Source organism: Marinobacter sp. F3R08, assembly GCF_018860425.1.
Classification (GTDB): domain Bacteria; phylum Pseudomonadota; class Gammaproteobacteria; order Pseudomonadales; family Oleiphilaceae; genus Marinobacter.
The window spans coordinates 621135-635727 of the sequence record NZ_JAHKPI010000025.1 but is presented as its reverse complement, the minus strand read 5'-3'; the positions used below and the strand labels follow the sequence as shown (position 1 = coordinate 635727).

General features: G+C 55.8%; 16 protein-coding genes and 1 tRNA gene. 11 read left to right on the top strand and 6 right to left on the bottom strand.

What is annotated here, in order from left to right; all coding sequences use genetic code 11:
• Window positions 1–22: 22 nt before the first annotated feature.
• A complete protein-coding gene (locus KO499_RS18315; RefSeq protein WP_215985183.1) occupies window positions 23–784 on the top strand; it encodes an ABC transporter permease in 762 nt (253 codons plus the stop codon).
• Window positions 781–1299: a DUF192 domain-containing protein gene (locus KO499_RS18310; protein WP_323133368.1), complete on the top strand. Its 519-nt coding sequence runs from the start codon at window positions 781–783 to the stop codon at window positions 1297–1299. Before KO499_RS18315 ends, KO499_RS18310 begins: the two co-directional genes overlap by 4 nt.
• 25 nt (window positions 1300–1324) lie before the next feature.
• Here the strand turns inward: KO499_RS18310 and KO499_RS18305 are convergent, their stop codons facing one another.
• Window positions 1325–2116 (bottom strand): enoyl-CoA hydratase, encoded by a 792-nt coding sequence (locus KO499_RS18305; protein ID WP_215985182.1) that lies wholly within the window; start codon window positions 2114–2116, stop codon window positions 1325–1327.
• A gap of 188 nt (window positions 2117–2304) precedes the next feature.
• On the opposite strand from KO499_RS18305, the gene KO499_RS18300 reads away from it, so the two are divergent.
• The 3 genes from KO499_RS18300 to KO499_RS18290 are packed head-to-tail and all read left to right on the top strand — an operon-like array spanning window position 2305 to window position 4211.
• On the top strand, window positions 2305–2448 hold the full coding sequence (locus tag KO499_RS18300; protein WP_167352695.1) for a hypothetical protein: 144 nt from the start codon (window positions 2305–2307) through the stop codon (window positions 2446–2448).
• 27 nt (window positions 2449–2475) lie between these two features.
• A complete protein-coding gene (locus KO499_RS18295; RefSeq protein WP_215985181.1) occupies window positions 2476–3354 on the top strand; it encodes a DMT family transporter in 879 nt (292 codons plus the stop codon).
• Between the two features lie 53 nt (window positions 3355–3407).
• The gene (locus KO499_RS18290; protein ID WP_215985180.1) at window positions 3408–4211 is read left to right on the top strand and encodes an enoyl-CoA hydratase-related protein; all 804 of its coding nucleotides are present in this window, start codon (window positions 3408–3410) and stop codon (window positions 4209–4211) included.
• Here KO499_RS18290 and KO499_RS18285 read toward each other — a convergent pair.
• Together KO499_RS18285 and KO499_RS18280 are read right to left on the bottom strand one after the other, a co-directional pair.
• Window positions 4212–4298: transfer RNA gene (locus tag KO499_RS18285), tRNA-Leu, on the bottom strand.
• An 83-nt stretch (window positions 4299–4381) separates the two neighbouring features.
• Window positions 4382–5017, bottom strand: a complete 636-nt coding sequence (locus tag KO499_RS18280; protein ID WP_215985179.1) for a class I SAM-dependent methyltransferase — start codon at window positions 5015–5017, stop codon at window positions 4382–4384.
• Window positions 5018–5200: 183 nt separating this feature from the next.
• On the opposite strand from KO499_RS18280, the gene KO499_RS18275 reads away from it, so the two are divergent.
• The 4 genes from KO499_RS18275 to cydC are packed head-to-tail and all read left to right on the top strand — an operon-like array spanning window position 5201 to window position 10957.
• A complete protein-coding gene (locus KO499_RS18275) occupies window positions 5201–6631 on the top strand; it encodes a cytochrome ubiquinol oxidase subunit I (RefSeq protein WP_215985178.1) in 1431 nt (476 codons plus the stop codon).
• Window positions 6632–6633: 2 nt separating this feature from the next.
• A complete protein-coding gene (gene cydB, locus KO499_RS18270) occupies window positions 6634–7635 on the top strand; it encodes a cytochrome d ubiquinol oxidase subunit II (RefSeq protein WP_215985177.1) in 1002 nt (333 codons plus the stop codon).
• Between the two features lie 18 nt (window positions 7636–7653).
• Complete coding sequence (cydD, locus tag KO499_RS18265; protein WP_215985456.1) at window positions 7654–9348, top strand: thiol reductant ABC exporter subunit CydD; 1695 nt, start codon at window positions 7654–7656, stop codon at window positions 9346–9348.
• Window positions 9341–10957, top strand: coding sequence for a thiol reductant ABC exporter subunit CydC (gene cydC, locus KO499_RS18260; RefSeq protein WP_215985176.1), 1617 nt, complete (start codon window positions 9341–9343; stop codon window positions 10955–10957). The genes cydD and cydC overlap by 8 nt, the downstream gene beginning before the upstream one ends.
• Here the strand turns inward: cydC and KO499_RS18255 are convergent.
• Both KO499_RS18255 and KO499_RS18250 read right to left on the bottom strand, forming a co-directional pair.
• Window positions 10954–12195 (bottom strand): saccharopine dehydrogenase family protein, encoded by a 1242-nt coding sequence (locus tag KO499_RS18255; RefSeq protein ID WP_215985175.1) that lies wholly within the window; start codon window positions 12193–12195, stop codon window positions 10954–10956. The genes cydC and KO499_RS18255 overlap by 4 nt on opposite strands.
• Window positions 12196–12240: 45 nt before the next feature.
• A complete protein-coding gene (locus tag KO499_RS18250) occupies window positions 12241–12657 on the bottom strand; it encodes a hypothetical protein (protein WP_215985174.1) in 417 nt (138 codons plus the stop codon).
• Window positions 12658–12864: 207 nt separating this feature from the next.
• Between KO499_RS18250 and KO499_RS18245 the strand changes: the two genes are divergently transcribed.
• Both KO499_RS18245 and KO499_RS18240 read left to right on the top strand, forming a co-directional pair.
• Complete coding sequence (locus tag KO499_RS18245; protein ID WP_215985173.1) at window positions 12865–13194, top strand: hypothetical protein; 330 nt, start codon at window positions 12865–12867, stop codon at window positions 13192–13194.
• A gap of 19 nt (window positions 13195–13213) precedes the next feature.
• Window positions 13214–13690: a hypothetical protein gene (locus KO499_RS18240; protein WP_215985172.1), complete on the top strand. Its 477-nt coding sequence runs from the start codon at window positions 13214–13216 to the stop codon at window positions 13688–13690.
• Between the two features lie 10 nt (window positions 13691–13700).
• On the opposite strand, the gene KO499_RS18235 is transcribed toward KO499_RS18240, so the two are convergent.
• Complete coding sequence (locus KO499_RS18235) at window positions 13701–14540, bottom strand: putative RNA methyltransferase (protein WP_215985171.1); 840 nt, start codon at window positions 14538–14540, stop codon at window positions 13701–13703.
• Between the last annotated feature and the right edge of the window lie 53 nt (window positions 14541–14593).

The following is a 14593-nucleotide window of genomic DNA, read 5'->3' as shown; positions in this document are numbered from 1 at the left end:
GCCGGCTATTTTGGAGAAAAGCATGAACCTGTACGGTATTCGCGCAATCTACAATTTTGAAATGGCCCGCATGAAACGGACAGTCATGCAGAGCGTGCTCTCGCCGGTGATCTCAACCTGTCTGTATTTCGTGGTTTTTGGCTCCGCGATCGGCTCCCGGATGGGTGATATCGACAATATCGCCTACGGAGCGTACATAATCCCCGGGCTGGTGATGCTGTCACTGTTAATGCAGAGTATTTCCAACGCCTCCTTCGGAATCTACATGCCCAAATTTTCGGGCACTATCTATGAGGTGCTCTCCGCGCCTGTTTCCTACGTCGAGGTAGTGCTTGGCTATGTAGGTGCGGCCGCAACAAAATCCATTATTCTGGGCCTGATCATTCTGGGCACAGCCAGATTCTTTGTGGACTATGACGTACTGCATCCCTTCTGGATGCTTTCATTCCTCGTGCTCACCTCCATTACCTTCAGCCTGTTCGGTTTCATTATCGGCATCTGGGCCGACGGCTTCGAAAAGCTCCAGATCGTGCCGATGATGATCGTCACCCCACTGGTCTTCCTCGGCGGCACCTTTTATTCCATAGACATGCTACCGGAGGTCTGGCAAACAGTGAGCCTGTTCAACCCGGTGGTCTATCTGATCAGCGGCTTCCGGTGGGCATTTTACGGCGTGTCTGACGTTCATATTGCCATCAGCGTGGGGATGACACTGGTATTCCTGACAGCCTGCATGGTCGGAATCTGGTGGATTTTCAAAACCGGCTACCGGTTGCGCTCGTGAACGTAAAAGTGAGGCATCGCCCTGGCAAGCAGTTCTGGGCCCTGTTGGTAGCCAGTGCACTGATCCACGGTTGCTCCTCAGTTGTCGCGGCATCCGAGAGCGGCTTACCGGTCATTGAAGCCTGCTTCGTGTCTTCAGCAGGGCCGATTGCGGTAAAACTCGAGGTGGCCAGCACCTCCGCGCAGCGCCAGAAAGGACTGATGGGTCGTAACACGCTGGGACAGAATGCCGGGATGCTGTTTGAGTACCGCGAGCCAAGGCAAGCGACCCACGGCTTCTGGATGCACAAGACCCTGATCCCGCTGGACATTGCCTATCTGAACCGCGATGGAGTGATCGGCAACATTCGCCAGATGGTGCCCTGCACATCGGCCAGCGGATCTGGCTGCCCGACCTACCCCGCCGGTGTGCCTTTTATCAAGGCTGTGGAGATGAACGCTGGCTTTTTCCGGGAACATGACCTCAGATCTGGAGACCGACTGTACCTCGGAGCGGCTGACTGCCCGGCGCAATAGGCCGGGCTGAACCGCGCAAGTGCATCTAGCTGTCTTTCCACTCCGGCTTGCGCTTCTCCAGAAATGCACAGATACCTTCCTGGGCATCGTTCGCCATCATGTTTTCTGCCATCACCCCGGAGGTGTATTCATAAGCCTCCGGAAGCGGCATATCCAATTGCCGATAGAACGCTTCCTTTCCGACTTTCAGGGTGTGTCCAGATTTCTCGGCAATGGTACGGGCCAGTTTGTAGACCATCTCATCCAGGTGCTGCTCATCGATAACCTGATTGACCAACCCGATGCGTTCGGCCTTCGCGGCGCCAATCATCTCACCAGTAAGCAGCATTTCCATGGCGTGCTTGCGAGATACGTTCCGCGACAGGGCAACCATGGGCGTGGAACAGAACAGCCCGATATTAACCCCGGGTGTGGCGAATCTTGCGGTATCCGCAGCCACTGCCAGATCGCAACTGGCAACCAGCTGACAGCCTGCAGCCGTTGCAACACCGGCAACTCGCGCAATCACCGGCCGGGGCAGGTTTACAATCTGCTGCATCACTTTGCTGCACTGATTAAACAGTGCCAGCTGGAATTCATGATTATCAAACTCTTCCCGAACTTCCCGAAGATCATGGCCAGCGCAGAATACGTTGCCATGGGCTGCCAGAACCACAACACGGGTTTCAGTATCACAGGCAATACGATCCAATTCCTCAGACAAGGCCTTCAGCATGGCCATCGACAGGCTGTTTTTCTTCTCCGGCTGGTTCAGCGTGAGCGTGGTAATGCCACTTTCGCTGTACTTATGGACCAGATTTTGTATTTGTTCTGTCATAACAACACTCCAAAGTGAACTTTGCTGCACCAGGCAACCCGCAAACTAAACCAGAGTATTGCTGACTGGGTCCAGACTGTCGAAGCGACTTTTGTAGGATGCTCAATTTTAAGGGCTTTAAGGTTGTTATAGCCTTCTGCTGCCCATAGGCTGTTGGTAGAAGCCACCAAACGCAGAGAGGAAGAACCATGTCGAAATCGATCATCCTCAAAGCAATCTTCGCCATCGCCGTCATTGGCGGAGCTATCTTCATCATCATCGAAGACGAACCTGCAACACCAACCGGCGATATCAACAGCATCCAGCCACTGCCGGAGCAGGACAACCCATAAGCTGGAACCAGAACAGGCGACTCCGCAGTGCAAACAACTCGACTGAAAGGCCTTACTATCGCAGCCCTGGGCGTACTTTTTATTGTTCCGGATGCACTGCTGGTAAAAATCACCTCCGTGGAGCCTGTGGTGTTCCTGTTCTGGCGGGGCCTGTTGCTGGCTATCAGCTTTCTCGTGATCAGCTTAGCCCGCTACCGGACCCGGCTGGTGCCGGAAATCCTAAAGTGCGGTCTCAAGGGCTTGTTCTGCGCCACCGCCTTTGCCATCAGTACGCTGGGATTTGTGGTGGGTATGAAGAACACCGCAGCCGGCAATGTACTGGTGATTCTGAATACCGCACCCGTGATTGCAGCGGTTATCGCCTGGGCCTTCTGGAAAGAGACCCTTCCACTGCGAACCTGGGTGGTAATCCTTGTATGCGTCTCCGGCGCCACCATGATGGCTATCGGAGAATTGGGCAAGGGCGATCCCCTGGGCCTGCTGATGGCTGTGGTTGCTGCCACAGCTCTGGCTTCGAATCTCAACGTGGCCCGCTCGAAACCGGACAGTGATATGAGCGTAGTGCTCATGTTCGGCGCCCTGGCGCTTGCCGGCGTCGCTGCCCTGGCTGGTGGAGCGCAATTGCCATCAGGCAGAGACTTCTTTTTTATCGCCCTGCTCTGCCTGGTGTTCCTGCCAACCGCCTGCGTCCTGATCCAGATCGGACCACAGTATATTCCGGCGGCCGAAGTCAGCCTGATGCTCCTGTTGGAGACCGTACTGGGCTCTTTTCTGGTGTGGTTGTTTCTCGGAGAGGTTCCGCCAAAACTCAGCCTGATGGGAGGGCTTATCGTGTTCTCCGCCCTGGCCGCCCACGGCTGGGCTGAGGTAAGCCGTTACCGAAAGGCGCGACTGGCAGTTGATTAACCCGGTTCCGGCGCGCGAAGATACGCGCTGATCAAAAACAAGGAACCGCAATCATGACCACCGTACCCACACTTACCGACGCACTGCTCACCCTGGAAAACCGGGTGGCTACCCTGACATTGAATCGTCATGACCTGCGCAACGCGCTTACCGGCTCGAATCTGATTGACGATATCGTGACGACAGCAGAGTGGGTAAACCAGTGCGACGACGTCTCGGTATTGGTGATCACCGGAGCTGGCTCTGCCTTCAGCGCCGGCGGTAACATCCGGGACATGGCCAACCGGGGTGGTGATTTCGCCGGCGACGTGGCCGAGTGTGCCGATCGCTACCGAAAAGGCATTCAGCGCATTCCCCTGGCCCTCCAGAACATCGAAGTGCCCATCATCGCGGCCGTAAACGGCCCCGCGATCGGCGCAGGCTTCGACCTCGCCAATATGGCGGACATTCGAATTGCCTCAGAAAACGCAAAATTCGGCGAAACCTTCCTCAATCTCGGCATCATCCCGGGTGACGGTGGAGCCTGGTTCATGCAACGCCTGATTGGCTATCAGCGCGCCTTTGAGCTGACCCTCACTGGGCGAGTGATAGACGCCTCCGAAGCCAGGGAGCTGGGCATCGTTCTTGAGGTGGTACCTGCAGATGAACTACTGACCGCAGCGAATGCCATGGCAAACCGCATCGCCAGCCAGCCACCAAAAGCCACGCGCCTGACCAAACGACTGATGAAAATGGCACCCAGGATGGAGCTGAAGGACTTTCTCGATGTTTGTGCAAACTTTCAGGGCATGTGCCACAACGAGCCTGAGCATCTGGAGGCCGTGAATAAAATGCTGGAAGCTATGGCGAAGAAGTAATGGTGCTCCGGGCCGGAATCGAACCGGCACGACCTAACGGTCGAGAGATTTTAAGTCTCTTGTGTCTACCAATTTCACCACCGGAGCATTCGGGGGCAGGTTTAGAGGGGCAGAATTGTATAAGGCTGCGTAGGGTAACGCAATTCGGATTCTGTCTTTGGTCATCAGGCTTAGGAATCGGACTTGGCCGGCTTTGTTGCCCTTCCCTTGTATATGTATCCGGCGATCTTCGGTGCCTTGGGGATATAGAGGTTTTCCAGTTCCTGGATTTCGAAGCCGGCATGACGAATCAGGTCTGCGATGTGACGGTTCAGATGGCAGCCCCCAGCGAGTTTCTTCCAGCCCGGAGTCATTCTATGTTGCCATTTTCGGGTACTGTCGTTGGGTGATTCGCCGTGTTCCAGGAACAGCAGTTCGCCGCCCGGCTTCAGCACCCTCCACATCTGTCGGAGGGCGGTGTTCCAGTCGGGAATGGTGCACAGGGTAAAGGTGAGCAGCACGGTGTCGACCGAGTGATCTTCCAGGGGGATTTTCTCGCCGGGCAGATCCAGCCACTCGACCTTGATTGGCGATTTTGCGAGATTGGACTGAGCCTTTCGACGCATGCCCTCCGAGGGCTCCAGACCGAAAACCATATCAACACGGTCAGGATTGTAAAATGCCATATTGATGGCAGACCCCATTCCCACTTCCAGAACAACACCTTTTGCTCGAGGCACCACTTGGCTGCGCAACTTCATTACCTGGCCCAGGGAACAGGCACGGTCTATGATGTGTGGCAGGATTCGGTCTTCGTAAAAACTCATTAGCCTCACCCGAATTGTTTTAGATCAAATACTGCGACAATGTGACCTATCAGCCGCGTCGGCAACTTTAGTATCATTAGCAGCATCTGCCGGTAATACCAATATAACAAACAGAGCTTAGGCAGCGGCTGAACGGGTTTCCGCAATCCGTTTGTTATGATGTAACGTTACCGGAGGGTTCCTATGGAACTAGATCCTCTCATTCTGTCGCGAATCCAGTTCGCGTTCGTGGTGTCATTCCACGCCATTTTTCCGGTCTTTACTATCGGTCTTGCTTCTTTCATTGCCGTCCTTGAAGCCCTGGCCTTCAAAACAGAAAATCCGGCATGGGTTAAGCTCTCTTCTTTCTGGACCAAAGTGTTCGCTGTAGTGTTCGGCATGGGCGTGGTCTCGGGAATCGTGATGTCATTCCAGTTCGGAACCAACTGGAGTAACTTCGCACAGGCCACGGCCAACTTTCTGGGACCAATTCTCAGTTATGAAGTAATCACGGCTTTCTTCCTTGAGGCGGCTTTCCTTGGCGTCTTGTTGTTCGGCCGCAGCAAGGTCCCGCCGGGCGTGCACCTGTTCGCAGCCGTTATGGTAGCCACCGGCACGTTCATTTCATCATTCTGGATTCTCGCCGCCAACAGCTGGATGCAAACCCCCGCTGGCTTTGAACTGCGTGAGGGAGTTTTCTATGTAACCTCATGGAGCGACGCAATTTTCAATCCTTCCTTCCCGTATCGCTTCATGCACATGGGCCTGGCCTCATTCCTGACCGGCAGCTTTGTGGTAGCAGGCGTCAGTGCCTGGTACCTTCTTCGTGGCCGCGAAGTAGAAGCGAACCGAAAGGCCTTGTCCATGTGTCTCTGGCTGATCCTGTTTATTGCCCCCGCTCAACTCGTGGTGGGGGACTTTCACGGCCTGAGCACTCTGGAGCACCAGCCCACCAAGGTTGCTGCAATGGAGGGAAACTGGGAAACCTCCTCCCATGTGCCTTTACTGTTGTTCGCCATTCCTGATCAGGACGCCCAGACCAACCATTTCGAGATCGGCATTCCAAGCCTGGCCAGCATGATCCTGACTCACGAGTGGGACGGTGTGGTACCCGGCCTGAAAGACTACCCGCGTGAGGAGCAGCCACCGGTGGCCATTGTGTTCTGGTCCTTCCGGACGATGGTAGGCATTGGCACCCTGATGATTCTGGTTGGCCTGACGGGGCTCGCATTACGCCGTGGGGGCCGCTATTTCCAGACCACCTGGTTCCTGCAACTGCTGCGAGTGATGAGTATTGCGCCATTTATTGCGGTACTGACCGGCTGGTTTGTGACTGAGGTTGGCCGTGCGCCCTGGCTTGTATACGGCATCATGGACCAGGCCTCGGCGGTGACGCCATCTCTTACAGGCGGCATGGCCCTGTTTACCCTCATTGGCTATATCGTGGTCTATGCGTCCGTCTTCTCAGCGGGTGTCTATTACCTGATGCGCGTGCTGTACGTGGGGCTTGAGGACCGTCATGACGACGAAGAGCATGAGGCAGAACGCCCGGCAAGGCCGTTCTCAGCTGCTCACGTGCCTTTCGAATACGGCGAAGACAAACACACCAACCCGACCAGCCAGGGAGGTCACTGATTATGGAACTGTTTGATCTGCCTCTTATCTGGGCATTCATCATCGGATTCGGCGTCATCATGTACGTACTGATGGACGGCTTCGACCTGGGTGTCGGTATACTCTTCCCCTTCGCGCCAAGTGAGGAGGATCGGGATACCATGATGAACTCGGTAGCCCCGGTATGGGACGGCAACGAAACCTGGCTGGTGCTGGGCGGAGCTGGACTTCTGGCGGCCTTCCCGATGGTGTATTCCATATTCCTGCCAGCCCTGTACATTGGTGTGTTCCTGCTGCTGGCCGGATTGATCTTCCGGGGCGTGGCCTTCGAGTTCCGTTTCAAAGCCCGGACCTCCCGCTATCTCTGGAACTGGGCCTTCGCTGGTGGTTCCACCATCGCTTCCTTTGCTCAGGGTGCTGTTGTCGGGGCCTACATACAGGGCTTCGAAACCGCTAACGGGGTCTACGTGGGCGGAGCGCTGGACTGGTTAACGCCATTTACGGTGCTCACCGGTCTTGGCATGCTTGCGGGTTATGCCCTTCTGGGTTCTACCTGGCTGATCATGAAAACGGAGGGTCATCTGCAAGCGTGGGCATACAAGATCACCCTGCCACTGCTGACAGCCGTATTGGTCATTTTCGGGATCATCAGTGTCTGGACCCCGTTTGTAGACGACCTGGTGCGCGAACGTTGGTTCTCCAATCTTAGCGTTATCTGGATACTGCCAGTGCTTACCTTGCTATGCGCGTTCCAGATTTTCCGGTCGGTGCGCAATCGCTTCGAGGGCATGCCGTTCGTAGCCACCATGGGCCTTTTCATAACCACCTACCTGGGTCTGGTGGTAAGTCGTTGGCCGTATGTGGTTCCCCCTGAATACACCCTCTGGGATGCAGCATCCGCCTACGAATCCCAGCTTTTCCTGCTGTTAGGTTTGCTCTTTGTGATTCCGATTGTCCTGGTTTATACCGCCTGGACCTACTGGGTATTCAGGGGCAAGGTTCGCGCTGGCGAGGGATACCACTAAGTGGTTGAGCCACGAACGATGGGCGGCGGAGACGATAGTCCTGCCACCAATCAAAAGGCTGTCAGGGGTTGGCTTTCTCAGCTCGCCCGTGGCAGCCGCTTCTGGATCCGAAGTACGATTATTGCCGGCACGGTTGCCGGAGTTGCCACCATCATTCAGATGATTCTTTTTGCCCGGATTGTTCATCTGGGCGTCATTGATAATGTTCCGATTGCCGAACTCACTCCCCTTTTTATCAGTTTGATCCTGGCCCTGACTGTACGGGCCCTTGGCCAGGGATTTCAGGCCCGATTCGCAGCGCGTTGCAGCGAACAGGTACGCCGGGATGCCCGGCGCCAACTGCACAAACAGTGGCAGACCCTGGGTCCGGTTGAACTGGGGCAGTCGTCAGCAGGCGCCTTGGCCCGGGAATGGATAGACCACGTCGATGCACTGCACGGCTATTTCGCCCGATTTCTTCCGCAAATGGGCCTGTCTTTAATCGTCCCGTTTTTAATTCTAGCGCTGGTGTTCTGGCTGGACTGGCTGGCCGGCATCTTCCTGTTGTTATCAGCGCCCCTGATTCCTCTGTTTATGGCGCTTGTTGGTATGGGCGCAGAAAAACTTAACCAACAACATTTTGAAACCATCAGCCGGCTTTCCGGGCAGTTTCTGGACAAGGTTCGCGGACTGACAACCCTCCAGTTGTTCGGCCAGACTGAGGGCGCCGCCGAACTTATTCGGATGCGCTCGGACTATTATCGCCGTATCACCATGAAAACCCTGCGAATCGCCTTTCTGTCTTCCGCCGTTCTTGAGTTTTTTGCCTCCGTTGCCATTGCGGTAATCGCCATCTACATCGGGTTTGGCCTTCTCGGATACATCACCTACGGCCCATCCGAAGACCTCACCCTGTTTTCCGGCCTCCTGATCCTGTTGTTGGCGCCGGAGTTTTTTCAGCCACTTCGGACCCTTTCCCAGCATTACCATGACCGGGCGGCGGCCATGGGTGCAGGTACAGAACTCCTGGAGCGCCTGAATTCACCTGCAAACCCTATCGACGTCGCCCCGACAGGTTCAGCCACAGGTGAGACAGACGTTATCGAGCTTGATTCCGTTGTGAAGCACTTTCGGTCTGATCAACCGGTCCTGTACGACGTTTCCCTGACCATTCATAAAGGCCAGGTAATTGCCCTCACCGGTCCTTCCGGCGGAGGAAAATCGACTCTACTCCACCTGTTAGCCGGGTTTCTGGCTCCTGACGAAGGATCAATGCATCTATTTGGCAACACACCAGGCAGCTTTCAGTTCGGGTGGCTGGGCCAGAAAGGCTTCCTGGTTCAGGGCACCTGGGCCGACAACCTGAGGCTGACCACTCCGGATGCCTCTGATATAGCAATCGAAACGGCCCTGCGAAATGTTGGTCTTGGCTCCCTTCTCAATAACCGCACCCAGGGGATCTACAGCCCGGTTTCTGAAGACGGTCAGGGTCTTTCCGGCGGACAGGCCCGTCGGCTAAGTCTCGCCCGCATTTTTTTAGCCGATTACGACCTGATCCTGCTGGATGAGCCAACTGCCGGCCTGGACAGCGACAGCGAGGTGTATGTGCTTGAGGCGCTGCACAAACTGGCAGTAGCCGGTAAAACCCTGATTTTTTCCTCTCATCACCAGGCCCTGTTGACGCTGGCTGACAGGGTATTACTGGTGTCCGGCGGGGAGGTTCGCGATGCGTAATCTGAAACCCTGGCTGGACCTGATCTTCAAGCGCCCCGGTCGACTGGTCATCGGTGGCCTTCTGATTTTGGCCACCCTGCTTTCCGGAATCGCCCTGCTCGCGGTTTCCGGCTGGTTCATCACGGAAACGGCACTGGTCGGGCTGCTGCTTGCGGCAGGTGTTGCAGCGACGATCAACCTGTACGTACCAGGTGGTGCTATCCGGTTTTTCGCGGTGTCCCGAACCGTGTTCCGTTATCTGGAGCGTGTCTACAATCACGATACCGTCCTGCGCCTGCTCACGGATATCCGTGTCGCCCTGTTCCGGCGCCTGTCTTCGGCGAGTCGCGCCCGTCGTGGAAAGTTGAGTGGTGCTCAGTGGCTATCCAGGCTTACCAACGATGTCGACGCCCTGGACACACTGTATCTTCGTTTGATCGCGCCCACGGCCCTGGCTGCCCTGGTCACTGTCTTGGTCGCCCTGGTGGCTTCTGTCCTGTTTGATCTCCGCACAGCACTACTGACCGGTGGGGTTCTGGTCGTTGCCCTGCTTGTCGCGACAGTGGGTGTGTACCTGAGAACCTGGCGCCTGGCCGCCCGGCAAAGCGACCGGCAAGAAGAACTGCGCACGGCTGTTATTGAACACATTGAGGGCTTTCCGGAGCTCACAGCGGCCGGACGCACGGGAAAGCACGCTGCGTGGCTCATTCGGCAAGCGCATCAGGTTACCGCTGCGCAAACCAGGACTGATTCCAGAATAGGCTGGCACCTTGCTGGTTCGCATTTGCTGGTGAATCTGTCCGCTGTTCTCTCCCTCTGGTTGGGCTTTGTTCTGTTTCAGGCCGGCATTGTATCCGGGCCCGTGCTGGTATTGCTGCCTATCGCCCTGCTCGGTCTGGCGGAAGTATACGCCATGCTCCCGGACGCATTTGGTAAACTCGGTGCAACCATCGCATCTTCAGGCCGGCTGAATCGCGACTGCCGGGAGGATGCCCCCCATCCCCAAGCAGCGGCTAATGAACTGCCCGCACAGACGGCCCTCATTGCGGACAATATCACCGTAAAACACCCCGATTGTCCGCCACTATTCAGTCGGTTTAACCTTACGGTCCGTTCTGGCGAACGTATTGGCATCCTGGGGCAATCCGGTTCCGGCAAATCCTCTCTTGCAGATGCTCTTGTCGGTCTTCTGCCACTGTGTCAGGGCCAGCGAACACGGCAGAACTGCGTCTACCTCACCCAGAAAACCGTGCTGTTCGAAGATACCCTGAGGGCAAACCTTTTATTGGGCTCGCCAGAAGCGTCAGATACCGAGCTCTGGAGCATGTTGGAACAGATGGAACTTGCCGAACGCTTCGCCACAGAACCGGACCAACTGGATACCTGGCTGGGCAACGCGGGCAGCCGGCTATCCGGCGGCGAGGCGCGTCGGGTCGCTCTGGCACGGGTATTGTTGAACCCTGCTCCGCTGGTCATTCTGGATGAACCCTTTACCGGTCTGGACGCCGAAACCCGTGCACGGATTACACTGCGGATGCAGTCGATACTGGAAGGAAAAACCGTGATCAGCCTTGCTCACGGGTCCGATGCCCTTCCGGACACCGACCGCGTGCTTCATCTGACTGGTTAACGGGTTTCGAGAACCTCGAACGTAAGGCCTGCCTTGCTGGTCAGCCGCTCCATCAATTTGCCGTCGAGCAAAGACGATGGCGTCCAGAACCCGCCCGGCTGACCCGCCGGAATATCGAACGCCAGACACATGCCTGCCTCACCAAGCATCTTGCCGGTGGAACCGTAGCCGGGATCCTGATCGCCGGTCACCTTGGTGATGATGGTTTTGCCATCTTCTGTACGACCCACAAAACGCAGATCATAAAACCCGGCCTTTTGCGCTTCAGGGCTGGGCCCCTCACCAGGCTGGGGCACAAATTTCCCAACCAGCCAACGGGTTGGCTTAATGGCCGAGGCAGTAAAGAACGCTGCCAGGCCGCCGGTGATGGCGTACGCCGCCAACCGACCCTTGGTTCCACGGCCGGTCATCATTGCTTCGTCGTAAGTGAATTCCTTGCCGTACCGTGCGTTCTGCATAGCGTTAGAGCGATGTACCACCCGCGTATTGATCGCCCCCATCACGAAAGGCGCCAGCCAGGCGTTAAAGGTTTTATCGAACTCGGCACCCTTCAGGTTGGGCTGACGGGTCTGTGAGCGATGGTCCGGTGGGCAGATAGAGAAAGGATTAGCCAGTTCTTTTCGTAGCTTGGGATCAGCCGCGGCCTCCTTCGCGATGTTCATCATGGAAGCGACGGTGCCACCAGAAAACTCTCCCTTGGCCACTTTCACCCGCATGCGAACATCCTGACAGGGCTTACCGAAGGTTGCTTCTGCCTCATTCTGCAGGAACCAGACCCCCATATCCGACGGAATTGAATCGAAACCGCAACAGTGAACAATGCGCGCACCAGAGGATTTCGCCTCCTCCTCGTAACGTTCCACCATCTTGCGGATCCATTGCACCTCGCCGGTAAGATCGCAATAATCCGTGCCATTGCGGACACAGGCCTGCACTAACGGCTCTCCATACAGCGCATAAGGGCCAACGGTGGAAATGATCACCCGGGTTTGCTCGCACATGGCATTCAAGGCTGCCGCATCAGACGCGTCAGCCAGTATCACGGGCAGATCTTTGGCCTTCTCACCAAGCTCGCCTTTCAGAGTGTTGAGCTTGCTCTCGGACCGGCCGGCAATCGCCCACTTCACCGATTGACCAGTTCCATAAGAATCGAGCAGATAACGGCTCAGAATCTGGCCGACAAAACTGGTGGCACCGAATACCACCAAATCATAGGTTGTTTCTTGGGATTTGGTCATTACTCTTCCTTAGTCCACAGTATTGATTGAGTATCGCCTGAGCGTTTAACGAAGCGCAGCGGGCGCTTTGGCGCCCATCAGGCGCATAAACGCAGCCACACCCAGGCCCCAGAAACCGTTGAGAAGCAGTCCGCCGACCCAGGTCTGGGCAGACACATCGATCCCCTTCAGCGGGAATACCAGCAACATGGCAACTGCGGTGGGACCTACAGCCCCCACAATGACATGCCCCAACCAGAACTTCACCCCGGCAAGCCGACCAAGGACCAGCCACAGAAAAACGCCCCAAAGCCCGCCAAAAAATGCCAGTGATACAACCTGTGGAACGCCAAGTGGCGGCACCGGAGAAAGGTTAAAGGGCGCGACAGGAACAATACCACCGAGCCAGAACAGCGCGAACAGGCCCTGATGGAACACAAGCGTTGCGAAAAAACCACTGGCAAATGCCTTTAGCCAAACCATGAACAATCCTCTGTTAGTATGAATAGTCGGCCTTAACTCTCTGATTCTGCGCAGCCCATTTCACAACTTCAACTCATATTAACCGTTTTGAGTGCCTGTTCTATTTTCCTGACCGCGTCCGGGAATTCGTCGTCACGGCCAATCGTTTTTCCCTCGTCGTCAGTCACACTTCAAGGCAATGCCCGAAACGATTTCCGGAGGCTCAAATTGATCACATTCTTGATGGTAGTGAGCATCTCGCTTGTCCTGTTCGGCAGCTTTGTTAGCTGGCAGGTTCTTGAACAGCGCAAAGTGATCGCCCGAATGATGGAAAACGACGACATCTCCTGCCCCGGGCAGGAGCCGGAGCTGTTTCTTACGCTGCGGGTGCTGGATCCGATTACCCTGGCAAAGCGGGAATCACGCTCTGCCCGTTTGCTTGCTGATAAGCTCCCGGTGATGGTGCGGAAAATGGTGTATCAGGAAGTTATGAAGGAACTGGAGGAAGAAATGACCGAACGCGGTATTGATGTGGAAATGCAGATCGAATATCGGTAACCGATAGGAGCAAAGCACCATGATCACCACTGTAATCGTACCGTTACTGCTGCTTCTGGCCTTCAGCGGATTTTGCTTCGCCTACTGGCAGCTTTTGCTCTGCCGCCGTGAAACACTGATCGTCAATTCCCATCGCTTAGCGGCACACAATGCCATTCAAAAGCGTAGAATGGAGCTTCTGGAAGTCCGTAATCGCGCCAGGTTATTGGAGGATTCCGTCTCCGGTGGCACCAGTGCCGTAGAAAAGCTTCACAAGGCAATTTCCAATACCACGTTCGGGCTGATCGATCGGTTCTCGAAGGATGAGGCGTTCCGGCAAAGCGCTCGCAAAGCCCGGACGACCCATGACCAGACCAGCCAGCAGATCTATCGAACCGTACGCACTACCAACAAGGCATTGCACATTCTCGCGGACACCCTGATCATCGGAAAGGCCGAAAAACGACTCGCATCCCGCACACGCGAAAAGCCCTCGGATTCAGGCAACAGTCGCTAAACAGGTAGAGTTAAGTCTTTTCCAGACGTTTGAAAACCAGATCGACAGTCAGATCCAGTGACTCAAGTTCCGCGGCCTTCGCAAGCCCTTCTGACGTCGCCCGGTATAAATGTGGAGTCATCGCAAGAAGATCAGCGATACTGTTCCGGTCCGGAAGAGTCATTGGAAAACGCAGCACGGTCGAGCTCAGTTGCCGGAAACCCTCGGGTACCGAGGCCCCGTTGTCTCCTGCCGGTTTCAGTTCAGGATAGATGATCTGACGCAGTTCCCGGAGATGGTCTGCTCCGGCATCCACTTGCAGTACCTGCCCACCTGACTTCAGCACCCTTGAAAATTCGCTGTAAACCGGAAACCCGAAGAGACACAGCACCAGATCCAATGACTCTGGCATAACCGGCAGGTTTGCGTTACTACCCACCACCCACCGGGTTTGCTTGTCCTTTTTTGCCGCTGCAAGAACTGCCCATTTCGAGATATCGACACCAATCGTGGCAAGATTTCTGTCCCCGGCGGAGCCTGTCAGATGTCGAAGGTAATAACCTTCTCCGGAGCCGGCATCGAGCACAGAGCCCCTCGCGTCTCCCGGAAGAGATCGCAGCGCCTGCTCACTCACGGCGTCGGCAATCTTTTCATAGAAGCCCGCACCCAGAAACCGTTGCCGCGCAGCGACCATCTCTTTGCTGTCACCCGGATCCAAAGAGCGTTTCTTCTGCACCGGCAACAAATGTATATAGCCCTGCCGCGCGACATCAAAACTGTGGCCATTCTCGCAACGCCAGGTGTTATCACTCGGGGTCAGCGGACAGCCGTCCAGTGGACAGGCTAAAGCATCAAAGGGCATGGAGCTCATGGTTCGGGTATCCGGTTCAACAGTCAGTGCCAGGTATCATGGCAGGTATTTTA

Bases quoted from the DNA above. Each gene is read 5' to 3' on its own strand.
- KO499_RS18275 (WP_215985178.1), top strand. From the start codon at position 5,201: ATGGAACTAGATCCTCTCATTCTGTCGCGAATCCAGTTCGCGTTCGTG.
- KO499_RS18315 (WP_215985183.1), top strand. From the start codon at position 23: ATGAACCTGTACGGTATTCGCGCAATCTACAATTTTGAAATGGCCCGC.
- KO499_RS18235 (WP_215985171.1), bottom strand. From the start codon at position 14,540: ATGAGCTCCATGCCCTTTGATGCTTTAGCCTGTCCACTGGACGGCTGT.
- KO499_RS18250 (WP_215985174.1), bottom strand. From the start codon at position 12,657: ATGGTTTGGCTAAAGGCATTTGCCAGTGGTTTTTTCGCAACGCTTGTG.
- KO499_RS18300 (WP_167352695.1), top strand. From the start codon at position 2,305: ATGTCGAAATCGATCATCCTCAAAGCAATCTTCGCCATCGCCGTCATT.
- KO499_RS18240 (WP_215985172.1), top strand. From the start codon at position 13,214: ATGATCACCACTGTAATCGTACCGTTACTGCTGCTTCTGGCCTTCAGC.
- cydC (WP_215985176.1), top strand. From the start codon at position 9,341: ATGCGTAATCTGAAACCCTGGCTGGACCTGATCTTCAAGCGCCCCGGT.
- cydD (WP_215985456.1), top strand. From the start codon at position 7,654: ATGGGCGGCGGAGACGATAGTCCTGCCACCAATCAAAAGGCTGTCAGG.
- KO499_RS18255 (WP_215985175.1), bottom strand. From the start codon at position 12,195: ATGACCAAATCCCAAGAAACAACCTATGATTTGGTGGTATTCGGTGCC.
- KO499_RS18280 (WP_215985179.1), bottom strand. From the start codon at position 5,017: ATGAGTTTTTACGAAGACCGAATCCTGCCACACATCATAGACCGTGCC.
- KO499_RS18290 (WP_215985180.1), top strand. From the start codon at position 3,408: ATGACCACCGTACCCACACTTACCGACGCACTGCTCACCCTGGAAAAC.
- cydB (WP_215985177.1), top strand. From the start codon at position 6,634: ATGGAACTGTTTGATCTGCCTCTTATCTGGGCATTCATCATCGGATTC.
- KO499_RS18305 (WP_215985182.1), bottom strand. From the start codon at position 2,116: ATGACAGAACAAATACAAAATCTGGTCCATAAGTACAGCGAAAGTGGC.